The organism is Nostoc sp., assembly GCF_036916655.1.
GTDB lineage: Bacteria > Cyanobacteriota > Cyanobacteriia > Cyanobacteriales > Nostocaceae > Nostoc.
Genome location: NZ_JBALFY010000117.1, coordinates 164,178 through 190,999, shown reverse-complemented (window position 1 = coordinate 190,999; position 26,822 = coordinate 164,178). Strand labels below are relative to the sequence as shown.

Sequence of the window (26,822 nt, the reverse complement as noted above, 5' to 3'; positions counted from 1 at the left end):
TCTGACGGCTCCTCCTAAAGTCATCACTTACTTTAGCAGTGTAGATAGTTAATTGTTATAAAATTCACAGGCAATTGGCAGTATTCCGCAAAGTTTTGGAAATTTTTAACTTTACGATTTGTGTAAATGCTCATGTCATCAAAATTTAGGAGAAAGACAAAACTGTGTCTCAAACACGCAATCGCTGGATAGTTCAAGTCATCTTGGCGCTGGCAATTCTTGCTTTTGTGGGTGTTTCGGTGATTCCCATAATTGGAGCATTTAATAATACGCCACCCTCAAGTCAAAATACTGCTAGCACCAAAGGCAGTTTGTCCTCCGCTGACCAAAAATCAAAACTGGAAGACGAAGCACGGGGTTATGAACAGGTTTTGCAAAGGGAACCAGAAAATCAGACTGCGCTTAAGGGCCTATTACAGGCGCGGCTGCAACTATTAAGTCAAAAAGAAAAAAGTGAGGTAAAACCTGCTGATATCCAAGTAGTCATTGAACCACTAGAAAAGCTGGCCAAGCTAAATCCCGAACAGTCTGAGTATTCAGTGCTACTAGCTCAAGCCAAACAGCAAATTGGCGATCGCGAAGGAGCCGCTCAAGCTTATCGCTCGATTTTGTCTACAAAGCCAGGTGATTTGAAGGCTTTGCAAGGAATGGTGGCTCTGTTAATGAGCCAACAACGCCCCGAAGCGGCCATTGGTTTGTTACAAGAAACTCTTTCTAATGCAGCCCAGGCAAATACAATCCAGCCTGGAAGTGTAGATACGGTAGCCGTGCAGGTGCTATTAGGTTCTGTTCATGCTTCTCAAAAACGGTACACTCAAGCTAGCTCTGTTTATGACCAAGCAATTAAGAAAGATCCCAAGGATTTTCGCCCCGTTGTGGCAAAAGCCATGCTTTTGAAACAACAGGGCAAAGACGCAGAGGCAAAACCTTTGTTTGATAGTGCCGCAGCTTTAGCACCTGCTCAGTACAGAGACGAAATTAAAAAGGCAGCAACGCTTCCTTCTATTCCTAAATCTGCTCCATCTTCCGCGCCTTCATTGGAAAGTAAGCCTAAATGATGGGGATTAGGGGCTGGGGACTGGGGACTGGGGAAGGTGGGGTCCCCTCTGGGGATAAGGGGTAATGGGGATTGGGCATTGATTATTAATTCTCCCCCTGCCTCCCCTGCCTCCCTTGCCTCCCCTCACGCTCCCTCAATGGCGGCAACAACACCAAAGACTAAAAACAGGAATCCGCCAATAAAGGTGAGTTGACGCTCAGAAATGCGTCCGGCAATCATTTTGCCACCGATAATAGCGATCGCAGCACAAATGGCATGTCCTAAAATTGCACCTATTGTCACTCCAACAGGATTATTGCCTGCGGCTAGGGCAATGGTGGCAATTTGGGTGCGATCGCCCCACTCTGCCATAAATGTCAACACAAAGGCTTCTATGATAATTGCCAAAGATGTCTTATGCTTTGGTAGCTGCAAATCTGCTTGTTTCACTGCTGCTTCGGCTTCTTCTACAACCTCTGTATCAGAAGCAACTGAGGACATCTTACTAGCGTCGTATAGCAGCTTGATCCCAAAGGCAATAAATAAAGCTATTTCGGCGTAATGAATATAAGCTTTTGGCAACAAAGATACCACTTGTCCAAATATCACTGAAAGGATTGTCATCGCGGCTAAAGCAGATGTCACACCTATAAATACCAGCCGCCGTGGGTGGTGCATTGCCAAAATTACAGCAATAAAAAATGTTTTATCGCCTAATTCTGAAACTGTAATTAGTAATAAAGCTTCGGTAAAAGCTGTTAACACTCTCTCAAGCTCCTGAAGAATCGTTTACCGATGTGAAGCTTGATGAGAGCCGAAAGACCTCACCAAGTTTACACTTTTCGGTGTGAACTTAGTGAAGGTCTCGCTATCAAATATTTATTATTTGCCACCTGAACCAGGCTCATCGCCAGTATGTTGATTCAGATGTACTGGCTTTTTTAGCCAGCAGCTACTCCCCTTCTATGCGCTCAACATTATACATACTTTTCCATGTATAAGTCAAGAAAGTAGAGAATATAGAGGTAGTAGAGCGAAACGGCACATACAGACCGATTCAGGGCTTACTGAGGTAAAAACTCATCATCTGTGACTTCTGCTAGCTGGTATGGACAGTTCAGGGGAAAGGATTCCATTGACAAGCCCGTTTCAGCTTTTGCTTGCTTAACCGCTTGTGCATAACACTCCGCAAAAACTATCTCAAGATAGGATTTGAGACTTGGTGAATCATCTAGAGCTTCTTTGACACGTCTACGATGTTCAATTATGCTTCCTTCCCAGCTACCGCTTCTTTTGTCAGGCTGAAACTGCCATTTGAGTAAATGCACCAGAATTACAATCAGATTACTCTTGAGACTCCGGCGCTCACTCCTTCCCATATCAGCAATTTCTTCAATTAGGTTCTCCCACTCAACGTTTGCGTAATCCTGATTTTGCAATTTTTCTACAGTCGTTTCTAGCCATTGCAAGTAATCAGTCTCATATAGGGTTTGGGAATGCGCCTTTAGGGAAGACATGGCAGTTTCTATAAGAAATGTTTAGATAACTTTTCGCATCTTTTTACAATTAACATCGGTGCGTTAACACAGTGTAACGTGCCCTACGGGCTAAAGTAATTGCCAATTGTCTAATTAATCAAAGTCCGACTAACTTAGCGCTGAGTTGCCATAGGCGATCGCCTTTGTCATCATCACGGGCTTGAGGAGAAACCTTTTGTACAAAAGACTTACCATCTTTCTTCTGGCGATTTCCCCAACTCCAATAAACACCCGATTGATTATACTCAGGATCGGCAACCACGGCAGCAACCCGTTCCCCCGCCAACTCCTGAGACACATATCCCCCAGTGATGTACTTCTGGAATAATGGGAAGATTTTCTGAAACAGGGGATAATGGTTTCTAAATAGCGGTGTTTCGGCAACACATCCCGGATAAAGAGAATTGAAGACGATACCAGTTGACTCGTGATAGCGATCGTGCAGTTCCCGCATAGTCAGTACGTTACAAACCTTGCTGTCTTTGTAAGCTTTGACTGGCTCAAATTTCTTGCCATCAATCATTGCGATCGGCTCTTTAAACCCTTCTGCAAAGCCCTGCAAATCGCCCAAGTCAGGACGTGGTGGAATTTTTCCACCCAGTTCGTCTGGATTATGGGTGACGGTTCCTAAAATTACGAGCCTTGGCTCTAAAGATGACTTCTTCAGATCCTCTAGCATCAAGTTGCACAATAGGAAATGACCCAGATGATTGGTAGTGACAGTTAACTCGTAGCCTTCTGGACTGCGTAACGGCTCCTTGATTAAGGGCATATAAATTGCGGCGTTACACACCAAAGCGTCTAGAGACTTTCCAGTTGCTCGGAAGTTCTTCACAAATTGTCGAACACTTTCCAAGGAGCCAAGGTCAATATGTATGCTGGTATAACTGTTGTAGGGGATATCCACAGCTTGGGCTGCTTTTTGTGCCTTCGCTAAATCCCGACATGCGAGTACTACATACCATCCCTTGTCAGCAAGAGCTTTTGCAGCATATAAACCCACCCCCGAAGAGGCACCCGTAATTACAACCGTTGGCTTCTGATGTTGTTCCATTTTGTTCGCACTCCATTGACTCTTTCTAGGATCTCACACCAGTGAACCATCATTATCACCAGCTTTTCAAAGTTGTATTCGGCTGAACTCACCTCTTACTCCAAGTAGCAAAGACTAGTCTTTAAGATAAAAATATATAATTATACAAAGAATATTCAAAAATATATAAATAGAATCATCATTGTGATGTATTGATACAGTTTTCAACTCTATCAATGCAATCTGGGATTTTTGCGTGTTTAAGTATTTTTTCAGATGTATTCAGATGTATATTATTAAATAGTCTAAGAGGATGTTTGAAAAGTTTAATTTATTATTAATCGGGCGACTGAAAGTCGCAGCTACACAAACCAAACCTACCTCTGTGGGTTAAAAAGTCTTGATTTTCTCTTAGTCCACGTTCGCGTAGCGTTCCGCAGGAAAGGTGGACTAAGCTTTGTGTAGTAGCGAATTCTATTGCCTAATACTTTTCAAACATCCTCTAAAAAGTATAAGTAAATTTCCTAGCTGCTTAACAATTTATACGCTGTGGATAAGCTTCTACAATCTGTAAAAAAAATTCTGCAAGACAAGCCTCTCGATTCAATTCAGTGGTTTGTGCTATATCAATCATGGTTGGGCAAAACTTACGGTGAAATGGCAGAGGTATCAGGCTACGGCAACAATTACATCAAGGAAGTTGGCTCTGAGTTATGGCAAGACCTTTCCATTGCACTTGGAAAAAGAGTAACGAAAAAAAATCTGCATTTAGCCTTGAACAATCACCTGCAAGATGGTATTGGTAATCAAGAAAATCAGATTCAACCAAAGTTCAGCGAAGAATCTAGCTTAGAAATGGTTTCTCCAGACTTTTTTTCAGCAAGCAAGATAGAATTTCCTAGCGGCCCGGTTGCCCTGGGTTCTCCTCTTTACATTAATCGCCCTTCCCTGGAAGAACTTGTCTGTAATGAGATTTTACATCCTGGTTGCTTAATCCGCATCAAAGCACCTAGAAAAATGGGAAAAAGTTCTCTGCTGAATCGGATGATTGCTTACGCTAAAGAGCGAGATTATCAAATTGTTTATTTAGACTTTCAAGAAGCTGACCAAGACGTTTTTGCTTCCCTGGATAAATTTTTGCGTTGGTTTTGTGTAAATGTCAGCAGGCAGTTAAATCTCCTTCCCTCTCTTGATGATTTTTGGGATATAGAAATGGGTAGCAAAGTAAGCTGCAAAATCTATTTTGAAGCATATCTGTTGCAATACATTCACGATAGTCCTGTAGTTTTGGCTTTAAATGAAGTCCATCGAGTTTTTGAACATCCCAATATTGCTCAAGACTTTCTGCCAATGCTGCGATTTTGGCATGAACAAGCAAAGCAAGATGATACTTGGCAAAAACTGCGAATGGTCGTGGTTCACACTACAGAAATTTATATTCCACTGAAGCTCAACCAATCGCCTTTCAATGTAGGACTAACAATTACACTGCCACCATTTACCCTCAAGCAAGTACAGAATTTAGCATTACGTTACGGGCTTGATTATGCAAAAGAGTCAGAAGGGGTAAAAAATCTTGTATCCCTACAAACAATGGTAGGAGGACATCCCTATCTGGTGAGCCTTGCGTTTTATCATCTCTGTCAGAGAAAAATGACGCTGGAGGTGTTATTAGAAAATGCATCTACACAAGTAGGAATTTACGGCCAGCATTTACGAGAACTGTTGACACTACTGCAAAGAGAACCAGAATTAATGTCAGCTATGCAAAAAGTAATTGCAACAGATGAAAAAGTAGAGTTAGACGCGATCGCAGCTTATAAACTAGAAAGTATGGGTTTGGTTCAATTAAACGGCAATCAAGCTAGCGCTATGTGTGAGTTATATCGGCTTTATTTTAGCCAACAGTTGGAAAAGCAAAATGAAGTTAATGCTTCTAGGAGATTTTTAAGCTAGTTTTCAGGGTTGTTAGTAAAGACTTGCTTACTATCAATAATTATATAAATTTTCTCAGATGTCCCAATAGATATAAAACGAATTTAAAATCAATAAATGAATAATTATCGATATCAAGTTGGTGGTACGCTTACCAGTGATGCTCCTAGCTATGTCGAGCGCAGAGCAGATATAGAGCTTTATGAAGCATTGAAACAGGGTGAATTTTGCTACATTCTCAGCTGTAGGCAAATGGGTAAATCTTCACTCATGGTAAAAACAAAGCACCGCTTGCAACAAGAGGGATTTAGATGTGCCACCGTTGATATGACTAATATTGGTTGTGAAAATATAACTCCAGAACAATGGTATAAGGGAGTTGTTGGTGACATCTGGTTAAGTTTTAAGCTATTAGGAAAAGTCAATTTAAAAACCTGGTGGCAAGAACAAAATGATATTTCTTTGCTTCAGAAACTTAGTCGCTTTATTGCAGAAAATCTCTTAGCTCAGTTTCCTAACGAAAGATTATTTATTTTTATTGATGAAATTGATAGTATTCTTAGCCTTGATTTTTCTGTCGATGACTTTTTTAACTTGATTCGGTTTTGTTATAATCAAAGAGCAATTGATCCAGAGTATCATCGGATTACATTTGCAATTTTTGGGGTTGCGACACCTTCAGACTTAATTCTAAATAGAAATCATACCACTCCATTTAATCTTGGTAAAACCATCCAAGTAAATGGTTTCAGTTTTGAAGAAGCTCAACCACTATCTTTGGGGCTGGATATAAAAGACAATCATCCCCAGAAAGTTTTGAAAGAAGTATTAGCATGGACAGGGGGGCAACCATTTCTTACTCAAAAACTGTGTCGGTTACTGGTAAATTTATCTCAAGATGATATAGGTAGAAAGCTGAAAATTCCCCCTGGCACAGAAGAATTTTGGATCGAAAATGTGGTGCGATCGTACATGATCGAGAAATGGGAATCACAAGACGAACCGGAGCATTTGCGGACAATTCGCGATCGCATTCTCAGAAACGAACAAATTGCCGCCAGATTGCTAGGAATTTATCAGCAAATTCTCCAAGGAGCAAAAGTAGCAGCCGACGATAGTCGAGAACAGGTAGAATTGTTGCTCTCTGGTTTGGTGGTTAAAAAGCAAGGTTTTCTCCAAATCAAAAACCGCATTTATCAAGAAGTTTTCAATTTAGAATGGGTTGGAAAAAAATTAGCTTATTTGCGTCCTTACTATGAAGCCTTCAATGCTTGGGTAGCCTCAAAGGAAAAGGATAAATCTCGCCTGTTGCGCGGACAAGCCTTGATTGATGCCCAAACTTGGGCAAATGGGAAAAGCTTGAGCAATTTAGATTATCGATTTCTAGCTGCTAGTGAAGAATTAGATCGGCGAGAAGTGCAGCAGGCATTAGAAGCTGAACGTGCCCAAGAAATCGAAGCACGACTTGCAGAACAACAAAAAAGACTGGCTCAACAAAAGAGAGCTGCTACAATCGTGACACTTTTGCTGGCGGGTATGACAATTAAATTGGTGATTTCTATATTGTGGGGAGTTTCACTTTTAAGAAAGATTGATGCTTTAGAATCACAGTTAAAATGTACCCAAGTGGAGCATGAGGGCAAAGTAATAACTGCAAATTCTCGGTTAGATGGGTGCTGATTATGCAGGTAGAGGTGTGTAGATTGCTAATTTGGGCATCGCACAGTATCAGTAAAATTTCAGTGCTGTATATTTTGGGCGATCGCGGCGCTAGTTTCACTCATTGACATTAATTCTTTAAAATGGACAACAATTATTTAATGTACAAATGGAGAATAACGGATTCGAACCGATGGCCTCTGCGGTGCGATCGCAGCACTCTACCAACTGAGCTAATTCCCCTTAATTAGTGCTAAGTCCAGAGTAATATCACTCATTAACTCAAGACATTATCACCATAGATTATTCTAGCATTCAGTTGCCGATGGCTGAGGCTGTTTTTGAGAATAAACCTTTTGCACCCGTTCGAGTTCCAAATCACTAAGATAATCAACAGTCCAGTTACAGCAGCGCTGGAGCATGTGAAATGGGTAAGTATTTGCGACACCAACAACCTGCATTTGCGATCGCTTCGCTGCTGCAATACCTGCTGGAGTATCTTCAATTGCCAAACACTCGTGTGGTTGAAGATTCAAGTCAGGATATTCTTTGTTCAGGTGTTTCACTGCCAGTAGATAGCCATCGGGTTCTGGTTTACTGGTGGTGATGTCATCACCTGCAACAATAATTTTAAAATATTCAGCCAGTTTCGCCCGATTGAGTACTAATTCGATTTCTTTGCGAATAGCACCACTGACTAATCCTAGTTTTAGATTCCGCGATCGCACCTGAAATATTAAGTCTGCGACACCTGGATATAAAGGCAGTTTCTCGATTTTCTCTAGTTCCACCGTATAAGCTTCGGCTTTGCGGTATAACAACTGATTTAAATAGTTTTCGTTGGCTACTCTACCACGATTAGCAAGTAATTGCTGAAAACAAGCGCGATCGCTGCGTCCTAAAGAAGCTTGACGCTCACTCACCTTTTGGGGTTGGAGATTTTCTTCAATGAGAATCTCATCGATCAGTTGTAGATGGATTGGCTCATCGTTAATGATGACACCATTAAAATCAAAGAGAACTGCCTTTAAACTCATGCCATTATGCCAAATGCTGGAGAACCAAGTCCCTCCAAATCATTATTATCTACTGATGTGGGAGTATACCGACGGACAATTTCGGTTGCTATTGGTTTAACGCCGCTAGTTACCTGATTTATCCACCATACATCCTGCGATCGCACTGCTTCAAATCCGGCTGTACCCATATTCGCTTCTGTACTACTAGCAGCATACTCACGAATATATGGCTCCTCAAAAATATCATTGAGCCATTCTAACTGACGCAGAGTCTTCTGATTACCATCAAGAATTAATACTTGTCCTCCAGTTACCAGTAACCGGAAGCTTTCCCTCAGAATTGCTAAAGACACCGCATCTGGTGTCTCATGGAATAGCAAAGAAGCCGTTACTAAATCAAATGTTGCATCCCTCAAGCCAGTTTTTTCAGCATTTCCGTGTCGCCAGACTATATCTAAACCAGCATTTCGTGCCTTATCTTCTGCCCTGACTAGCATATAGGGTGATAAGTCCAAACCAATAACTTCCGCTTCCGGGAAAGCCTGTTTTAACATCAAGGTAGTGGAACCTGTGCCGCAACCTAAATCGAGTATGCGTCGTGGTTTTACCTTAACAGCATCAACTAAAGCCTGACGGACAATACTTTCATTCGGCGGAAGAACGTATTGGGTAATCGGATCGTAAGTAACTGCGGCATCAGAATTGAGATATCCGTTAGTAACACCGTGAAAGTTTTGACTGCTGTAGTACGACGGAATTATTACATCATCTCGTCGATAGCGATCGCTCTCTTTCTCCCAATCAATACTATCAGCGTAACGCCGTAAACCGTCTTCATCAATCAAAAGACGCACTACAGGGGATAAAAACCGTTCCCAGATTGTATCTTGACGCACTGTCATATTGTGTCAGAACTTTAAGGGGCTATGGAAGCAAAGTGATTTTCTTTACAAATTTTAATACATCTAGAAAATATCTGCTTTCTTTGGTGCGATCGCCTTGACGTTTGCAACCCATATCGCTACATTTGTGTTACAATTATACTACTTTGTCAGAATAGTTCTTCATCTGCGCGAAAATTGAGACAGCTAAATCAAAGACAATACAACATTTAAATTGCTACAACTAACTAATGGGTTATAAGTCATACCGATAATTATCAGTGTCATATAGCCAATCCCAAACCTAAAATATAAAATTCAAAATAGAAACAATTATGCCCTACGAAAAATTAGAAATTACCACACCAGCACCAGTCTTATCTTGGGCAAATCACTCTTTAGGGCCAGAAGAAACCAAGATGGCCAAGAATGTAGCATCATTACCATTTGTATTTAAGCACGTAGCATTAATGCCAGATGTTCACTTAGGAAAAGGTGCTTTAGTGGGTTCTGTAATTGCAACCAAAGAAGCAATTATACCGGCTGCTGTCGGTGTGGATATTGGTTGTGGTATGAGCGCGATCAAAACAGCATTTACCGCCGAACAACTAGAAGGTAAACTAAAGAAAATCCGCTTGGATATTGAAGCAGCAATTCCGACTGGATTCAACGAAAATAAAGATGTTGAAAAATCTGTCACCAATTGGCAACATTGGGATGATTTTAAAGACTTGCATCGCGGTGTACAAGACCTACAAAGTAAAGCAATGAAACAGATGGGTTCTCTAGGTGGAGGAAATCACTTCATTGAAGTGTGCCTCGATACAGAGAATCAAGTTTGGCTGATGCTGCATTCTGGTTCGCGTAACATTGGCAATAAACTCGCTCAGTGTCATATTCACACAGCCAGGGAATTAGCAAAAATGGCAGGTAATAAATTGCCTGACCCAGATTTGGCTCACTTTGTCGCTGGTACACCAGAATTTCAAGCATATTGGCACGATTTGCAATGGTCACAAAACTATGCGCGTGTCAACCGCGATGTGATGATGGCGCGTTTTAAGCACATAGTTGAGAAACATCTCGCAGGTGGAAAGGCAACTAAACCTTTATTGCAGGTTAATTGTCATCACAATTACGCCGAAAAAGAAGTGCATTTTGACGAGGATGTATATGTTACTCGTAAAGGTGCAGTCCGTGCCCAAACTGAAGATTATGGGATTATTCCTGGTTCGATGGGGGCAAAGTCTTTCATCGTCAAAGGTAAAGGTAATGCCCACAGCTTTTGTTCTTGTTCTCATGGTGCAGGGCGTTTGATGTCTAGAAATAAGGCAAAAAATGTCTACACACTTGATGATTTGATCGAGCAAACAAATGGCGTAGAATGCCGCAAAGATGAGGGTGTCTTAGATGAAATTCCTGGTGCTTATAAGCCTATAGAACAGGTTATGGAAAATCAAGCGGATTTGGTCGAGATTGTAGCGACTCTCAAGCAAGTTCTTTGTGTGAAGGGATAAGCTTCTTGGGTGGGCAATGCCCACCTTTTTTATTTTTTTAAACGCAAAGGGACGCAGAAGTAAGCGCAGAGGTACGCTGAAGAATAAATGATTGTTTTAAGTGAATCGACTGAACAAATAGAGCCATCTGCCAGCGCTAGTGAAAATAAATTAATGACTGAAGCTGCCCAACTATTAGGGTGTAAAGTCTACCATATTCCACGAGATTTTGAACGATGTGGTACAGCAGAAAATGCTCTATGGCACATTCCTAATTATCCTAAAGCAACTGCTGGTATCTGGATAGGATATATTCCTGAGTTTGAACGTTACAAAACCATATATCATGCAGCTTTAGATAAAGGGATAAAATTACTCAATACTCCTTTAGAACACCAGACAGCACTAGAATTTGACTTGTTTTACCCTCACTTAAAAGGATTGACACCCGATAGCCTGGTAATTACTTCAACAACCGAATGTATTGAGGCTGGTGAATTATTGGGATTTCCTCTGTTTGTCAAAGGCGTAGTTCAATCTAGAAAAATGCAGGGATGGGAGTCTTGTGTAGCGAATAATCACGAGGAATTAGTCAAACTGACAGAATGGTTATTAAAACTTAAATACGCTTCACGAGGTAGAGTTATTGTTAGGAAATTAGTAAAGTTGTGGCATAAACGCCTAGCGCCAAACGGCTTTCCAATGGGGAGAGAATTTAGATGCTTTATTTATAATCAGCAGATTCTAAAATATGGATATTATTGGGATGGGCAAGATGACTTGAGTAAGTTATCAAAACCAGAAGAAACGCAAGTATTAAAATTGGCAATCCTAGCCTCTGAACGCCTTGGTGTTCCTTATATAGCAATTGATATCGGGCAAGTAGAAAGTGGAGAATGGATAGTGATAGAAACAGCCGATGCACAATTTGCTAGCCTGAGTCACATTCCTGCACTTGAGCTATGGAATAAGTTAAAAGATATACACTATTGACGGTTTATAGCGTTTCCCGACCTATGAATTTTTCTCACCGACTTACTTAGATGTAAGGGAATCCCTAAAAGGAAGGCTGCTGCCTCTTGAATTTGCGGTAGCAGCCCAATAAACAAAGTTTCCAGGGGGAACCTGGAAACGAGATTAGAAATCGATGTTTATCTGTGGTTTTATTTTCCCTATCCGTGCATTTCGTCGTATTCGTGGGCTTCAACTCGTCTTGCTTCCATCCGAGAAGCAGGCAGAAACTCAGCGCGACGGACTGGAACTAAGGGCGGTGTAGCTCCTTGGTAAGGGTGAATCACTTGGACAGTACGGGCTGAACGCTGCCGTGGTGAGAATAAAGCCAATACGCCAGCGACTACAACACCACCACCAATAGTGAGAGCTGCGCCTCCCACAGCCCAAAGCATAGGTGAAGACCACCAAGTAGTTTGCGGCTGGAGTGCTGTTGTTTTTGGTTGATTATTCTGTTGGGCTAATTGCCACTGCTGCTGAGTATTAAAATTTTGGACTTGAGCCTGTAACTGTTGAATTTGCAAGTCCTTCTTTTCATTGTCGTTTTTAAAACGCTCCAGCTGCATCTGCGTGTTCAGCTTCTCCATCTCTAGGCGCTGGTCAGTGCTGGTAGCAGTTGGTGGCTGAACCTGATTAGGATACATTGGTTGCCCATAAGGCGCGTAAGGATACATTTGTGGCTGCATTCCTTGGGGCGCTACTACACCTGGCATTTGCGAAGCAACAGCGAAGTTAGGTTGTAGGGGGGTATTTGTTCCTTTGAGCAATACGAGAGCCGCCAGCCCAGCTACGGCGACCCCGCCGATAAACGCCATACTCTCACTCATCGCCTTTGCTCCTCGATTGCGACGTAACTATATTCATTTCTGACTGACTCACTCTCACACTCATAAATTATGCCTACTTGATTTCACATAATACTCAAACTATAAGCTACTGTATCAGCTAGTTTTTTTTACACCATGATATCTGATGTTAATATTCAAGACCATAATGGTCAAATTGTCTACTAAACAAGGATTGAAAAACTATACTATTATACTTTTTTAATCTACTTTCCCCGTCTAATCAAGAGGAGTATTTGTGCTGGTGTTGGTTGTTTTGATGGCTGCCTTGAGACTTTGGGAAAATTGGGCGATCGCATTTAATCCCTGTTCTGGTGTACCTTCGGCTAGCCGTTTTACAAAAGCGCTACCTACAATGACTGCATCTGCGCCCCATTCCTTTACCTGAAGGGCTTGTGCAGTTTCGGAAATCCCAAAGCCGACACCGATGGGTTTATCAGTAACACTACGAATTTGCTTGAGTAAATCGGACACGCGGTTTTCAAGTTGCGATCGCACCCCTGTAACCCCGGTGACGCTGACTAAATAAATAAATCCAAGGGACGAATGAGCGATCGCTTGTATTCGTTCAGGAGAACTGGTGGGAGCTACCAACAAAACTACATCAATTCCCATCTTACTTGCTGGTTGGAGCAAGCCTGCTGCTTCTTCCAAGGGCAAATCCGGTACTACCAATCCTGCAACCCCAGCCGCAGCAATTTGCTGAAGAAATTTGTCAATTCCCCGGTGTAAAATTGGATTGTAGTAGGTAAATAATACAATAGGCGATCGCAGTTTGGGAGTAACCTCTTGCAACATTTCCAGCACTTGCTCCAATTTCGTACCCCTTTGCAAGGCGCGGGTAGAAGAAGCTTGAATTACTGGCCCATCTGCCAGAGGATCGGAATAGGGTATACCCAGTTCAATAATGTCGGCTCCATTTTGATCTAGAACCTGCAACGCTTTTGCCGTTGTTTCTAAATCTGGGTCGCCAGCAGTAATAAACGGAATCAGAGCGCACTCACCATTGTGCCCAAGGGTTTCAAAGCAATCAGAAATCGCAGTCATTAGTCAAGAGTCATTAGTCATTGGTCATTAGTCATTGGTCGTTGGTAATTCGTAACTAACAAAGGACAAACGACAACTGACTAATGATAACTTTACACCTGAGATTGCTCTTCTTGTTCTATTTCAGCTTGAATTCGTGCTAGTTCTTCGGGAGTAAGCTCGTCTAGGCGCTTTTGCAGGAAGTCTTGCTCATACTGTTCCCGCTGTTGATGGTAGGTCATTTTTTGTCCCACCGCACGGAAAAAATAGGTGGCTAACCAGCCAACTAACCCACTGACTAGTAAGACTTGGCTCCATATACCAGCTTTCTGATTATCCAAACCGACTAGCTGTAATCCTACATAAGCCAAGCCGCCGACAATAAAAACACCCAAGCCAATTCCAATAGCGTCAATCCGTCGCATGAGAGTTATGACCTACCAATCTCGTTAAACTTGAACTTGTCGCCGTTGGGGTCGGAAATTTACAAACGGCGATAGAACCAACAAACCCGGAAAGAAGAAAAACACCAAAAAGTACATTAAGACACGCTCTATGGAGCTAGCGACATACCAACGCTGCTTCAGGTACAGCAAAACAGCAATCGGGATTACCAGAAGGTAAGCTCCAGCCAAAATTAGATACAGTAGGGCGACAATCATAACTTTCAAGTCTTTAGCATCTGTTTTCCATCATAGGCTGAAGAGACAGACAAGAGAGAAGTATAGTCATAATGCTTTTAACAAGTCGCGCTGGAATTGGGGAAGGTGGGGCCCCCTCTGGGGATTGGGGACTTAAAAATGCTTTGGCGGGCTAGAGTACTTTTACAGTAGGGAATTTAACAGATATCATCACAAAAGCTAATATCGTGCTATTATCGAAAACACACTAGCAAACAAGTGCTTTGGTTACACAAGATCGAAAACTAATCCAGATTGATTACGAAAAAACAAAACTTCCAAATTTGGGAAGCGATCGCACAATCTAGAAAAAATATTTTCAATCTAGTTGGACAAAAGACACAATTGATGGTGGAATAGATGAGGGGGTATTTGCTACCTCTACAAAATAACTAGTTACACTAGTTGCCAAACACCTGCGGGGGTGTGGCGGAATGGTAGACGCTACGGACTTAAATAAATTGAGCCTTGAAGGAGAAATCCCTCAAGTGGAAGCTCTCAAACTCAGGGAAACCTAAATCTGGTGACAGACATGGCAATCCTGAGCCAAGCCGAAAAAAGTCCTGAGTCATGAGTGTTGAGTAAGTCTAAAACTCCTAACTCCTAACTCCTAACTATTCGGAAGGTGCAGAGACCCGACGGGAGCTACCCTAACGTTAAGTCGAGGGTAAAGGGAGAGTCCAATTCTCAAAATCTGAGCAAGCTATTGTCATCAGGTAGCAGTGAAAACTGCGGGAGAATGAAAATCCGTTGACCGTAAAAGGTCGTGTGGGTTCAAGTCCCTCCACCCCCACTAAAAACCTAAAATACTGAAAAGCTTCAAATGATACTGGCTCCATAAGTTTGCCAAAGTATACGAGATTTCACTTATGATTCTCAGTTTAACAGAGCTAGGGCGAATGGAATGAGACTGTTAACGAATTAATAGGGAGTCTAACCCATCATTCCTCTGATTTCAGTCCGTTGAAACGGACTTGAACTATTAGCCCGAAATTTATTTCAGGGCGGGAAAGCAACGCCAAACCAATCTTTTAGAGGTGAGTAGCTGCGGTTTCTAACCACTCTTTTAAATTTAAAGGGACGACTCCAACAGGTGAAATCGTCCCTTTAAACTTATAAAAGTGAAATATTCTCTATCTGCTTACTCTAGAAGGTTCAACCCACTCATCCCAAGAGCTATCGTAGCCATCATAAGTAATTTTATAATGATCGTTACTAACTTCTAAAACCTGTCCTGGATACCATTTACCCTTCCACAAAATTCTCACTGCATCTCCAGCTTTAAATGATGTCCGAAAGCGTTCAGCATCAACCCATTCATTCCAAGAACTGCTGTAACCATCATAGGTAATATAGCACTTTTCATTATCATTATTAACCTTAAGTACCGTTGCCGGATACCATGCTTGCTTCCAAAGAACCTCAGCCTTTTGTCCTACAGAACAGGGTGAGGCAGCAAAAGCGCTAGGAATTAATGTCCCTACCCAAGTTGCCATAAAGATAGCGCCAAACAATACTTTGTTTTTCATGATTATTTATCTCCTCAAACAGTAAAACCAAATTTTGATAGTGATTTATGGAAATCTACTTCAAAATTTGCAATTAAGCTGTTACTATTTTTATGGAGTTAAATTAGCGATCGCCTCAGCAAAAATTAGGAATTTATGCTGCCATATATGAAGTTAGTGCCGCAGGATTCCGCATTGAAAATAAATAGTAGTTACAGATTTTACTTAGTTGCTCTAAATTAAAATAGAAAGGCTCAGATGCCCGACTTATTGAAGAAGTCGGGCATCTTGCTCTTCGTAGTCATACTGAAACTCAACTTTACAATTTATTGATATTTTTTAAACTATTGGCTCTAAATCTAATTTCATATATTCCCAGCAAACCCGCTGCCAGCAGCAAAGGTAAAAAGTAGTATACTCCCCGATAAGCTAATAATGAACCCAAAACTGCCGCCGCCGAAATTTTATCAGAGATAAACAGCAAAATCACAGTTTCAAATACACCCAAACCACCAGGAATATTACTAACAACACCTGCAAACATTCCTAGCAAATAAATTCCTAAAAATTCTAGATAAGACAAAGGTGTATTGCTAGGAAGTATGGCGTAAAGAACCAACGCAGCCAGAATCCAATCAAAGCTAGAAATTGCAATTTGAGCTAGGGATATTGGTAAAGAAGGAAAGCGAAAATCTTGCTGACGAATGGTTAATGTTTGTTTAATTAAAATACTTCCCAACAAGTAAATAGCAATCAACAGCAAAAAAATTACACCGATGGGACGTACTGTTGCAAAAGGCAAATGCAGTTGTGTGGGAATTGTCAAAGGGTTGATCACAAATATTAACCCAGCCAGGGCAAACATCCCCAACCAAAAGGTAAAATTAGCGAAAGCAATTACTTGAGCGATCGCAACTGCTGACACACCCCAACTTGAGTAAAATCGATAACGGATAGCACTGCCAGTCAGCAAAGCAAAACCGATGGTATTACTAAATGCAGAGCTAATAAAGCTAGTGAAAGCTATCTTATTCCAACTTAAAGAACGATTAATATAGTTAAAACCTAAGATATCGTACCCAATCATCACTACATAGCCCAAAGCAGTCAGCCAAATTGCCCAACTTAAGCGACTTTTGGGAATAGCAGCTAGAGAGTTGAGGATATCACGATAATTATACTGACGTAATTCGCTAGCGATCGCCCACAAAGAAAGTACCAGCAACAACAAGCCAAACAGAGAACTGAAATTGAGTCGCAATTTTTTAAGCATCGTGAAGAAACTTATCCTAACTCTTGACTTTATAATTTACAACCAGTCGTAAAGTTTCCATCCTGTTGACACAGTATTGACATATCACTTGCATAAGCTTTTGAAGGCAAGCACCGACTATCCAATAATGCCTTGTTTGGCCAACACCTTTCAAAGATGAACTACAAACAATCTAAAATTCTCTTGCTATTTTCAGTATTAACCCTAGTTGGCTGTAATTTCTCCCAAAGTGTAGTCGCAAAACCACTGCAACCGCAAAATTTACAAACAGCGCCTCCCATTATTCCAACCCAAACTACTCTCCTAACCTACAAAATTGAAACCTACAATAGTAAAGCAATGGGTGGAAGTCGCACTTATGGCGTTTCTTTACCTCCTGGCTATGAAAAAAACCCAAAAAAAAGCTATCCTGTAATCTTTCTTCTCCACGGTGGACATGGAAGCCCCAATGATTGGTTTAATCAAAATAAGGGACAAGCTCTCAAAACTGTGGAACAACTTTATACTACAGGTAAGTTGCCACCCAGCATCATCATTACACCAGATGGAAACGACAAACGCGGCTCCAGCCCCTACTGGGACTCCCAATATATCGATGGCCCTAACGGTAAAGTCTCCACAGCCGTGGGGAATGAGTTAGTAAAAGTTGTGCAAAGCCGTTATCGTACACTAACTAACCCAGATTTTTGGGCAATAGGTGGTTTATCTTCTGGTGGTTGGGGTGCAATCAATGTCGGATTACACAACGTAGATCATTTCTCAATTTTATTTAGTCATAGTGGTTATTTTCATGATAAAAGTGGCCCAGCAAATAGCCCAATATCTTATATTAAAAACATTCCTCTAAAAGCTCAAAAAAGATTGAAAATCTACCTAGATTCTGGCACATCAGACAGTGAAGAAATTGACGAAGCCGAACAATTTAATAAAGTGCTAAATAAACTCAAAATTCAAAACTTATTTCGTCAGTTTCCTGGCAGTCATACTTGGCAATACTGGCGGGAACATTTAGCCGATTCATTGACATTTGTTGGCGAGCAATTTCGCTCTTCTGAAATAGCACATGGAACTGGTAATTCAAATCTTAATGCTCAGAAACATACTCAAAATAATTAGCCATCTTTAAAGTAAGCTAAAAAACATCTAATTTGCATAATCAAATTAAACATAACTCTTGTGGGGTGGGCATCTTGCCCACCCAGCTTATGCAATTTAAATTATCTCGTTATCTCGTTCCCAGTCTCCGACTAGGAATGCCGTTATTGAGGCTCCGCTTCCCTTGCTAGCGGCAGAGCCACCAAGAGCAGCATTTCCAGCCGGAGGCTGGAAACGAGGGTTTAAAGGAGTTTCAGCTTAAGTTGACACCAATGGGTACTCCTATTACGGCTGTACTTACGCTTGTCGGGAAATGCTACAAGTAAGTCAGCACGATAAAACCAAACTGTATAAAGCACAGTAAACAAGGCTCAAACTCTTTTTCCCCCTGCTCCCTGCGTTATCCCAACGATAATTATTTACGCCGACCTACTTAGAAGCATAATACAATTACTTTTTTATCCCACCAATTTATACTTAAACTCCTACAACTTTAAGACATTAACAAACATTCCACTATTGATTATGCTTTTTAGTAGTAGAATTAGCATTTTGTTCTGAGATTACATAGTAATTATTGACAATGAAGCTTATTCACACCTGAAAATCTTTTTCTTGTAAAGATTTTAACGCTTCAATCTGTCAACAAATGATTACTATCTTTGAGAACCAAAACTTATGCCTATTGATGATGCTAATAACAATGCATTCTCAAATAAACAGCTAAATGCCACTTCAATTTCCTCTTTAGATAGCTTTCATACACAAGATTACTACAACCTCAAACTTAGCGGCCGTAGTAGCTATAAATCAACTGATGCTGATGTGCAGTTGCTAAATAATGGTGACTCCGAAAATACCAGTAACGCTGCTACTAATGATTTTAGTGCAGAGAATTATAACTCCACTAATGGCTATGGCTTAATTAATGGAGCAGCAGCAGTGGCTAAAGCTATTGGTCAAAATACCTTTGCTGATGTTCCCGATCTTGGTGGCAATAATTGGGGAGCAGACCTTGTAAAAGCACCAGAAGTTTGGGCACACGGATACACGGGTAAAGGTGTTGTTGTCGCTGTTTTAGATACTGGAGTTGACTATAACCACGAGGATTTAAGTAATAATATCTGGACAAATAGCAAAGAAATTCCAGGTAACGGTATAGATGATGATGGCAATGGCTATGTTGATGATAGTTCCGGCTGGAATTTCTCTGAAAATAACAACAACACCCTAGATCAAAATGGTCATGGGACTCATGTTTCTGGCACGATCGCAGGAGAAAATAATAACTACGGTGTCACTGGTATTGCCTACGATGCCAAAATTATGCCTGTCAAAGTTTTAAATGACTCTGGCTCTGGTTCCTATAGTTCCATAGCGAAAGGCATTCACTACGCTGTGGATAATGGAGCCAATGTAATTAACCTCAGTCTAGGAGGCGGATCTTCTAATCGCACTCTAGAGTCAGCCATTAACTATGCCAGTAGCAAAGGAGTGATTGTCGTCATGGCAGCAGGTAATGATGGTGACTCATCACCAGGTTATCCCGCGCGCTATGCCTCCAAGTCGGGAATTGCCGTTGGGGCAGTAGATAGAAATAATAACATGCCTGACTTTTCTAACCGCTCTGGAACCAATGAAATCTCTTATGTCACAGCCCCAGGAGTTAAAGTCTATTCATCAGTTCCAAATAATCAATATGCCACTTATAGCGGCACTTCTATGGCGACTCCCCACGTTGCTGGTATAGTTGCCCTGATGCTTAGTGCTAATCCTAACCTGACTGATGCCCAAGTACGTCAAATTGTCACAGAAACCGCAGGAAATAGTACACAAACTACAAACTCTAGTTTAAATATTTCTAATGTCAGTTCTCTAGCGAGTCAGGTAATTGCAGAAACCACAGGAAATAGTACACAAACTACAAGCTCTAGTTTTAATTTTTCTAATGTTAGTTCTCTGGCAAGGCAGGTAATGTCTGACAATAACTTGCTAGGGGTCTATGGACAAACTGCAAATTATCTGACATCACAAACAAGTTCTAGCTTTAATAGTTCCTATTTTGGTTCTCTAATGGGTCAGGCAATTATCGGAACAGCAAAATATGTAACACCAGAAACTATCGCTAGTTTCAATAATTCCGATGTTAGTTCTCTAATAGGTCAGGCAATTATCGGAACAGCAAAATATGTAACACCAGAAACTATCGCTAGTTTCAATAATTCTGATTTTAATCCTGTGATTGGTCAGGCAATAACGGAAACTGCAAAATATCTGATATCAGCCGAAGGTAATAACGGATTAGCCAATCCAGACTTATGGTCGCAAGTCCAAAACTATGAGGAAATTCTGGGGAACATCAATGTGGATAGCAGTGAAGATGAGAATAATGTTGATTATGGCAAACTACTAGAGGGAATGCAAAAACAAATAGAACAATATAGAAAATTCTTTGGTCTTGCTTGAAACTTATAGCAATTTCCAGCTGACTGCAATACACAACCAATAGCAATACTGGTCGGTTAAGGTTTTTTGATGAAAATTATAAATCTCAAAGATGCGATAAATTGGCGTCTCTACAATCATCAGTCTTTTGTCTTGGCGCTGATTCATCGCGTCTCTTGCCTTAAGCGAACAGTGTTGGATTGGGTTGAGAAACGTAGACTCAAAGAGGCTTCTCGCAGGGTAACTCAATATTTCCAGAGCTTTGTTGGGTTACGGTTTATCTCGTTCCCAGTCTCAGACTGGGAATGCCATCCTAAAGGCTCCGCCTCCCTTGCTGGCTGGCGGCAGAGCCGCCAGGAGCAGCATTTCCAGCCGGAGGCTGTAAAAAGAGTTTCAGCTTAAGTTGACACCAATAAGCATTGCTGTGCCCCTACCGAGTGGTCTACTTACCTGAAAATAGCTGTGCGATAAAAACAGCAGATTCTACAAACCTACCTAACTGAAAATGCTTCGTTGAATCGTCGTGTCACTGGCTCGGTAATAAACGTCAAAATTGACTTCTTGCGAGTGACAATTTCACCTGTAGCAGCCATCCCTGGTGTAAATTCTACTTCTTGACCCCGGACGTTTACTGAGTGTTTACTTAGCTTGATTCTCGTCGGAAAAACTAAGCCTAATTCTTTATCAATAATTGCATTTGGACTGACTTGCACGACTTCGCCCTCCACAATGCCAAATTCTTGAAAAGGGAAAGTCGCCATTTTAACTTTTGCTTTCATTCCTTGACGAATAAACCCAATATCGCGGTTGAGAACTTTCACCTCTAGGAGCATTTCTTCTCCTTCCGGTAAAATTGACACCAATTCTTCACCAGATTGTACTGGCCCCTTGGTAGCTTTGACTCTGTAAATAGTACCAGCAACGGGAGCTTCAATCGTTTCTAAAGCTTGCTGCTTTCTAGCCTGTTCTAATTGACCTTGAACAGTTGTGAGTTCTTCTTTACGCTTGTTAAACTGCGTCAAAATTTCACTTTGGCGTTCTGATACTACACGCTGAACCTGATTTTGTGCAGCTTTATAAGCTTGTTCTGCTTGGTGAATTTCTTGGACTTGGGCAGCAATATCTTTTTCTAATGATGTGACTTTATCTTGAGCCTCTGTTATTTTATTCTGACCATTGGTCACTTCATCTTGCGCTCTGGTGATTTCTGTCTTTGCACGAGTTAATCTTTCTTGAGCATCTATGTAATCGACACGAGGGACAGCGCCAGGAGTAATTAAAGTGCGTAGGCTTTTTTCTCTTTCTTGTGCAAGTGCCAAATTGCTTTCAATTTTAATTCGGATGCTATCTGCGTTGGCAAGGTTGGTTTGAGCATTTATAAAGCTGCTTTTGGCGTTAACTAAGTTGTCTTGCAATCGAGTCAAGCGAACTTTGGCTTGATCGACAAGTGCCATTTGGCGATTTGCTTCTGCTTCTGCTGCTGCTTGACGCGCTTGGTAATCTTGCAGGCGAGAGTTTAAAAGTTCATCTTGCAGTTTCGTTCCAGCAGTTTTACCTCCGGTGCGTTCTGCATCCAAACGTTGCAAATCGTCCTGAATTAATCTGGTAGATTTTGCTAGGCGGGAAACATCGGTTATTTTCAAGTCTGGATCTTTTTGAATCAGAACTTGACCTTTAGTAACGCGATCGCCTTCTTTCACTTTCACTGCGACAATTGAGCCCCCACCCAAAGATGTCACCGGTCTTACCTGTGTGGAAGCAATTAATTCCCCTGGTGCTGTTGCTACTTCATCTATTTGCGAGAAGTACGCCCAAGCGATCGCTCCAAATACTACGACGCTCATCGTTCCCGCTAATAATCTAGTGTACAGAGGTGGCAATTCCTGTACTGCTTTACCCAATTCATAAGTGAGTTGTTCTTCTGGTTGGGCGAATCGCTCTTTTGTCTGACGTGCTTGAGCAGCATTTACCATATATTTTTATCCTTTGTTATTTGTCATTAGTCATTTGTCCTTTGTCATTTGTCCTTGGTTATTCATCAGTAATGACCAATGACTAATGACTAATGATTTGTGTTTAACAAACAGAATTCAGGAGTCAGGAGTCAGAATTCAGCATGAATTCTGTACGACTGGCGGATGAATAAATCGGTTGAAGTCCCCCACTAAATTAAAGATTTAGTGGTCTTTAATGATTTATTCTGACTCCTGAATTCTGACTCCTGAATTCTTCTTCAATTCAAACTGCTAAATAGCGCCGCAAAAAATTTTCTAATGTCTCCAACTGGAAGTTATAAATCGCCTCTAAATTGGCAATTTCATCTTTTGTACAGAAAAATTCATTTGCTAGCAATGTGCGGTAAGTTCCCAAAGCTTTTTGGATTTGGGGATTAAATAAACCCAATGCACCCTGTAACCCATCAACAACAAATAGTGGTGAGTTAATTATTACTGGTTCTTTGGTGAAGATCCGACCAAAAATCCGGGGAATATCTTCTCGTAATAAAATCTCCGGCCCTCCGACGGGTAAAATCTGGTTGCGAGCGCCTTCAACTGTCACAGAATCTACCACTATCCTTGCCAAATCATCGGTACTGACAATCGAGGTACGGTTTTTGCGATCGCCAATCAATAAATACAATCCCGTTTCCCGAAACCGTTCTACCAGTGGCAGCAAGTTAGATGCTAATCCAGCTGGGCGTAAAATAGTGTAATTTAAGCCACTAGCTACCAAATATCGCTCTACTGCTCGTTTGGCTTTGAAAACCGGAGCATCTTCATATCCGCGATCGGCTCCCAATACGGAAATAAAGACAAAATGCTCTACACCATTGGCTTTTGCTTGGTCAATAAGTTCAATATTGGCCCGGTAATCTAAAGATAGGGCATCACTATCAGAACCGTGGGCGCTGATAATATACTGGATGCCGCGACTAGCTTTCTGGATATCTTTTTCCTCTAGCAAGTCACCGATGAAAATTTCTGCACCTCGGTGTTCTAACTCGCTGTAGCGTGAGTTAAGGCGGGCAAATGCCCGTACAGACTGTTCTCGTTGTCGTAGGAGTCGCACAACTCTGCGACCAATTCCTCCGGTTGCTCCAGTTACCAGAAACATATAAATACCTAAATTGAATAGTTACAGCGTTTATAGTTGTCAAAATGCTCGATATATGCTCAAAATTCATTGAGCAATACTTAAATAGAGATATGAGCATATTTTTATACTTTGTTACTATGCTCAAGATATTTTCACACCAATAAGTCACACCCTATTTATTTTAATACTCTAAAAATTATCCCCCATATCTTATGTAGATGCAGGGGATAGGTTGATGAGATTAGTTTTACTGGCTGAACAAGTTGATAACTTGTTCAAGCGACATCTTAGCCTTGTGCAAATTGAGCAGGTTCTCCTGGTCGTATCGGTCAGGATAGCTCATTTTCCTGCCTTCCAGCGTTATCCGAATTAGTGCTGCTTGCTCATCTGTGGGTGAATTCATCTCATCTATAGCAGAACTGATTACCTGGATAGCGTTAAAGTTAGGGAATTTTAACCCTTTACCTTGCTTCATTTGTTGCAGCGCTAAAAGTGGAAATGCCATCAGAGTTACGATGTACGAGGTTTTGTATCCTGCATTCCCGGTTGGTTTGATGCCATATCTACGACACAAATCGCGTAATTCTTTAATAGTCTTGATTTCAAGTTCGGAACGCGTGAACATAAAATAGTAGTGTCCATTTTTGATATTGGATATTGGTGGTTGTACTTCCGGCAAGTTGTAGCAACCACCAAAAAACAATCTATTGTTTTGGCACCGAGTAAATCAAGCCTTGTTTATGTTTCTCAATAATGCCTAATCCTAAAGGGAACCCACAAAATTTACAACCAATTAAATCAAATAGAGAAGAATCATTAATAGAGAGGATTAATCTACGCATTACCAAAACCATGAAAGAAGAATTATCCACTAAGGATGATCCTCCAGAATTTTGCCGTCGTGCGATCCAGGAAGCATTAGATAAGGACAAAGAGAAGTAATCTCAATAGGTTATGGCAGTTCTTAATTGCATAGAATACAGACCATTTATAGGGGCACAGCAATGCTCATTGGTGTCAACTTAACGTGAAACCGCTTGTCCGCCGGGAATTAAAATTCCCGTCTAATAGCTAAAGTCATCTGAAGATGACTAAATATCGCCAAAAATCTCCAGTCTACTTCAGTAGACTTAAGCATATTAGCCCGAAAATTTATTTCCGGGCGGGCATGGAAGCCAACAGATAAGCTATTTCCATCTGAAATTGACACCTATGAGTAATGCTGTGCCCTATTGTATATTGCATCCATTCGAGAACCGCTATATAGCAATCCTGAATCATTCGTAAAAAAAATATCCCCGACTTCTTTAAGAAGTCGGGGATATGCGGGTTGCAATTTCTCACAAATCAAATCTGACTGTTGTTGCTATCCTCAAAACTATTCAGAGGCTTTATTATTAGCTCTATTAGCACGCGCCTCAGCTGAAGCCATCACCTCATCGAAATTCTCTAGCACTTCGCCAGGAAAGTTTTCCAAAACTCTGGTAGAAATAGCAACCCGCCCTTTACCTTCATCCAAGTCGATAATTACAGCTTTAATTGGCTGCCCAACTTGAAATACTTTTTCTAAAGAATCAATGAATTTCTGACTTACCTGCTTGATATGAAGTAAGGCGCTCATCCCACTTAAATCGACAAATACACCAAAAGGTTTGATGCCAGTAACTTTACCTTCCACTAGTTGACCTAGTTCTAATAAGCTGAAGTTGCTAGAACGAGTTGCTAAACGCTGAGAAAGGATGAGTTTGTTGGTGTTACGATTAATTTCCAAAAAACCCACAGTCAGATTTTGACCTTTGAGTGCTTCTAAATTATCACGCTCTGCTAGGTGCGATCGCGGGATAAATCCTCGCAAAGAAAGAATATCGACGGTTACACCACCTTTATTCACACCCGTAACCCGTACTTGTACAGTTTGAGCATTCTCCTGCATTTCGGTCAGTCGTTCCCAGATGTGCTGAATTTCCAACTGCTTTCGAGAAAGAGTCACTTGACCTTCTGCATCCTGATCTCGGATAATCAAAAACTGCATTTCCTCTTGCAATGGCAACACCTCCGATAAATCGGTAACTGCTCTCAAAGAAGCCTCATCGCGTGGCAGAAAAGCTGACGACTTGCCACCAATATCAACATAAGCGCCATCATGGTCAAGTTGGAACACTTTGCCATGTACAACTTGTCCCTTTTGAAATTGGTAGTCGTGTTTTTCTAGTGCTTTGGCAAAATCGTCCATTGTAAAGGGCGAATTGGCTGTTTGAGAAAGTTTCGATTCGGAATTCATGACTTTTGAAGATTAGTTTTTATTTGATATGGTGCAACTGAAGTTTAAATTGTCATTTGTCATTTGTCATTTGTCCTTTGTCCTTTGTGATTCACCAATGACTAATGACTAATGACAAATTTGGCTACGTATGCTTCAGTTTAGTTGACCAAAGAGTTGTTTTACTTGCTCCCAAGCATCGGTCGCAGCTTTAGGATTATAACTGGCACGGTGGTCGCAGAAAAATCCGTGATCAGCTCCATCGTAGCGAAACACGCGATGAGGAATTTTATATTTTTCTAACTCTGCTGCAATCTCATCTACTTGTTCGCTTGGGATGCTAGCATCTTCTGTACCAAAAAAGGCATAGAGAGTACCTGTGATTTCTCTGGTGCGGGTGAGAGTAGGAGCTACACCTCCCGGCGTGCGGGTGGTAATTCCAGCACCGTAGAAGGAAGCTGTAGCTTTAATATCTGGCAAGGTGGCTGCAAGATATGCGACATGACCGCCAAAGCAGAAGCCAATACAGCCAAAACCATCTTTTTTCACTTGGGGCAGATTTTTGAGGTAGTCAATTGCTAGTTGAATATCGCTCAATAACTCTGAGGCTTGAGTTTGCATGGCGTAGTTTCTGCCCGTTTCAATGTCTTCGGGTGTGTATCCGGTTTCAAACCCAGGAGCAATCCGTTGAAAAAGAGCAGGCGCAATCGCTACATACCCAAGTTGGGCAATCCGTTCTGTAACTTCCCGAATGTGAACGTTGACACCAAAAATCTCTTGTAATACCACGACTCCTGGGTAAGAACCAGATTCTTTTGGTTCTGCAAGATAAGCAGACACTTGAATATTATCTTGCAAAAGATTAACCGTTGTGGTAATTGTTGCTTGCTCTGTCATAATAATTTTTACCAGTGCCGTGTGATTAGCCGTGTGATTATTTGATATAACTATGCCAGTATGCCTAGCTTTTTTCTAATTAAATG

The 26,822-nt window shown here is 41.2% G+C and carries 25 protein-coding genes and 1 tRNA gene; 9 read left to right on the top strand and 17 right to left on the bottom strand.

The annotated features are described in order from the left end of the window. Positions 1-164 precede the first annotated feature (164 nt). The gene (locus V7L31_RS31275; protein ID WP_334699830.1) at positions 165-1,058 is read left to right on the top strand and encodes a tetratricopeptide repeat protein; all 894 of its coding nucleotides are present in this window, start codon (positions 165-167) and stop codon (positions 1,056-1,058) included. Positions 1,059-1,183: 125 nt separating this feature from the next. Here V7L31_RS31275 and V7L31_RS31270 read toward each other — a convergent pair whose 3' ends face one another. From V7L31_RS31270 to V7L31_RS31260, 3 genes are all read right to left on the bottom strand, one after another. Continuing rightward, positions 1,184-1,804, bottom strand: coding sequence for a TMEM165/GDT1 family protein (locus V7L31_RS31270; protein WP_334699829.1), 621 nt, complete (start codon positions 1,802-1,804; stop codon positions 1,184-1,186). Between the two features lie 299 nt (positions 1,805-2,103). After that, on the bottom strand, positions 2,104-2,556 hold the full coding sequence (locus tag V7L31_RS31265; protein WP_334699828.1) for a DUF29 domain-containing protein: 453 nt from the start codon (positions 2,554-2,556) through the stop codon (positions 2,104-2,106). A gap of 118 nt (positions 2,557-2,674) precedes the next feature. After that, positions 2,675-3,631: a protochlorophyllide reductase gene (locus V7L31_RS31260; protein ID WP_334699827.1), complete on the bottom strand. Its 957-nt coding sequence runs from the start codon at positions 3,629-3,631 to the stop codon at positions 2,675-2,677. 528 nt (positions 3,632-4,159) lie between these two features. Here V7L31_RS31260 and V7L31_RS31255 point away from each other — a divergent pair. Both V7L31_RS31255 and V7L31_RS31250 read left to right on the top strand, forming a co-directional pair. Further along, complete coding sequence (locus tag V7L31_RS31255) at positions 4,160-5,566, top strand: AAA-like domain-containing protein (RefSeq protein WP_334699826.1); 1,407 nt, start codon at positions 4,160-4,162, stop codon at positions 5,564-5,566. 96 nt (positions 5,567-5,662) lie between these two features. After that, positions 5,663-7,225 (top strand): AAA-like domain-containing protein, encoded by a 1,563-nt coding sequence (locus tag V7L31_RS31250; RefSeq protein WP_334699825.1) that lies wholly within the window; start codon positions 5,663-5,665, stop codon positions 7,223-7,225. A 149-nt stretch (positions 7,226-7,374) separates the two neighbouring features. On the opposite strand, the gene V7L31_RS31245 is transcribed toward V7L31_RS31250, so the two are convergent. The 3 genes from V7L31_RS31245 to V7L31_RS31235 all read right to left on the bottom strand — a co-directional run bounded on the left by V7L31_RS31245 (position 7,375) and on the right by V7L31_RS31235 (position 9,125). Beyond that, positions 7,375-7,447: transfer RNA gene (locus tag V7L31_RS31245), tRNA-Ala, on the bottom strand. A gap of 65 nt (positions 7,448-7,512) precedes the next feature. Next, positions 7,513-8,241 (bottom strand): HAD family hydrolase, encoded by a 729-nt coding sequence (locus V7L31_RS31240; RefSeq protein ID WP_334699824.1) that lies wholly within the window; start codon positions 8,239-8,241, stop codon positions 7,513-7,515. Beyond that, entirely contained in the window at positions 8,238-9,125 is an 888-nt protein-coding gene (locus V7L31_RS31235) for a class I SAM-dependent methyltransferase (protein WP_334699823.1), read from the bottom strand. The genes V7L31_RS31240 and V7L31_RS31235 overlap by 4 nt, the downstream gene beginning before the upstream one ends. A gap of 314 nt (positions 9,126-9,439) precedes the next feature. On the opposite strand from V7L31_RS31235, the gene V7L31_RS31230 reads away from it, so the two are divergent. Together V7L31_RS31230 and V7L31_RS31225 are read left to right on the top strand one after the other, a co-directional pair. Continuing rightward, positions 9,440-10,621, top strand: coding sequence for an RtcB family protein (locus V7L31_RS31230; protein ID WP_334699822.1), 1,182 nt, complete (start codon positions 9,440-9,442; stop codon positions 10,619-10,621). Positions 10,622-10,708: 87 nt separating this feature from the next. Then, a complete protein-coding gene (locus tag V7L31_RS31225; RefSeq protein WP_334699821.1) occupies positions 10,709-11,593 on the top strand; it encodes an ATP-grasp domain-containing protein in 885 nt (294 codons plus the stop codon). Between the two features lie 179 nt (positions 11,594-11,772). On the opposite strand, the gene V7L31_RS31220 is transcribed toward V7L31_RS31225, so the two are convergent. The 6 genes from V7L31_RS31220 to V7L31_RS31195 form a co-directional block, all read right to left on the bottom strand. Beyond that, positions 11,773-12,438, bottom strand: a complete 666-nt coding sequence (locus V7L31_RS31220) for a heterocyst differentiation related protein (protein ID WP_334699820.1) — start codon at positions 12,436-12,438, stop codon at positions 11,773-11,775. A 237-nt stretch (positions 12,439-12,675) separates the two neighbouring features. Continuing rightward, positions 12,676-13,503: a tryptophan synthase subunit alpha gene (trpA, locus tag V7L31_RS31215; protein ID WP_334699819.1), complete on the bottom strand. Its 828-nt coding sequence runs from the start codon at positions 13,501-13,503 to the stop codon at positions 12,676-12,678. A 92-nt stretch (positions 13,504-13,595) separates the two neighbouring features. After that, complete coding sequence (locus V7L31_RS31210; RefSeq protein WP_334699818.1) at positions 13,596-13,907, bottom strand: DUF3007 family protein; 312 nt, start codon at positions 13,905-13,907, stop codon at positions 13,596-13,598. 24 nt (positions 13,908-13,931) lie between these two features. Then, positions 13,932-14,153, bottom strand: coding sequence for an NAD(P)H-quinone oxidoreductase subunit L (gene ndhL, locus V7L31_RS31205; RefSeq protein ID WP_442944521.1), 222 nt, complete (start codon positions 14,151-14,153; stop codon positions 13,932-13,934). A 1,142-nt stretch (positions 14,154-15,295) separates the two neighbouring features. Beyond that, positions 15,296-15,691 (bottom strand): agenet domain-containing protein, encoded by a 396-nt coding sequence (locus tag V7L31_RS31200; RefSeq protein WP_334699817.1) that lies wholly within the window; start codon positions 15,689-15,691, stop codon positions 15,296-15,298. Positions 15,692-15,989: 298 nt separating this feature from the next. Further along, a complete protein-coding gene (locus tag V7L31_RS31195) occupies positions 15,990-16,943 on the bottom strand; it encodes a lysylphosphatidylglycerol synthase domain-containing protein (RefSeq protein WP_334699816.1) in 954 nt (317 codons plus the stop codon). A 156-nt stretch (positions 16,944-17,099) separates the two neighbouring features. Between V7L31_RS31195 and V7L31_RS31190 the strand changes: the two genes are divergently transcribed. The 3 genes from V7L31_RS31190 (at position 17,100) to V7L31_RS31180 (ending at position 20,885) form a co-directional block, all read left to right on the top strand. Next, positions 17,100-18,059 (top strand): alpha/beta hydrolase, encoded by a 960-nt coding sequence (locus tag V7L31_RS31190; RefSeq protein ID WP_334699815.1) that lies wholly within the window; start codon positions 17,100-17,102, stop codon positions 18,057-18,059. Between the two features lie 657 nt (positions 18,060-18,716). Next, a complete protein-coding gene (locus V7L31_RS31185; protein WP_334699814.1) occupies positions 18,717-20,504 on the top strand; it encodes a S8 family peptidase in 1,788 nt (595 codons plus the stop codon). Between the two features lie 69 nt (positions 20,505-20,573). After that, positions 20,574-20,885, top strand: coding sequence for a hypothetical protein (locus tag V7L31_RS31180; protein WP_334699813.1), 312 nt, complete (start codon positions 20,574-20,576; stop codon positions 20,883-20,885). 89 nt (positions 20,886-20,974) lie between these two features. On the opposite strand, the gene V7L31_RS31175 is transcribed toward V7L31_RS31180, so the two are convergent. The 3 genes from V7L31_RS31175 to V7L31_RS31165 all read right to left on the bottom strand — a co-directional run bounded on the left by V7L31_RS31175 (position 20,975) and on the right by V7L31_RS31165 (position 24,204). Continuing rightward, a complete protein-coding gene (locus tag V7L31_RS31175; protein ID WP_334699812.1) occupies positions 20,975-22,456 on the bottom strand; it encodes an HlyD family efflux transporter periplasmic adaptor subunit in 1,482 nt (493 codons plus the stop codon). Positions 22,457-22,721: 265 nt separating this feature from the next. Beyond that, the gene (locus V7L31_RS31170) at positions 22,722-23,597 is read right to left on the bottom strand and encodes an SDR family oxidoreductase (RefSeq protein WP_334699811.1); all 876 of its coding nucleotides are present in this window, start codon (positions 23,595-23,597) and stop codon (positions 22,722-22,724) included. 229 nt (positions 23,598-23,826) lie between these two features. Then, positions 23,827-24,204 (bottom strand): hypothetical protein, encoded by a 378-nt coding sequence (locus tag V7L31_RS31165; protein ID WP_334699810.1) that lies wholly within the window; start codon positions 24,202-24,204, stop codon positions 23,827-23,829. Positions 24,205-24,332: 128 nt separating this feature from the next. Here V7L31_RS31165 and V7L31_RS31160 point away from each other — a divergent pair, with 128 nt between their 5' ends. Next, entirely contained in the window at positions 24,333-24,521 is a 189-nt protein-coding gene (locus V7L31_RS31160; protein WP_334699809.1) for a hypothetical protein, read from the top strand. Between the two features lie 436 nt (positions 24,522-24,957). Here V7L31_RS31160 and V7L31_RS31155 read toward each other — a convergent pair whose 3' ends face one another. Next, positions 24,958-25,860, bottom strand: coding sequence for a S1 RNA-binding domain-containing protein (locus V7L31_RS31155; RefSeq protein WP_334699808.1), 903 nt, complete (start codon positions 25,858-25,860; stop codon positions 24,958-24,960). A gap of 135 nt (positions 25,861-25,995) precedes the next feature. After that, complete coding sequence (locus V7L31_RS31150) at positions 25,996-26,736, bottom strand: dienelactone hydrolase family protein (protein ID WP_334699807.1); 741 nt, start codon at positions 26,734-26,736, stop codon at positions 25,996-25,998. Positions 26,737-26,822: the final 86 nt, after the last annotated feature.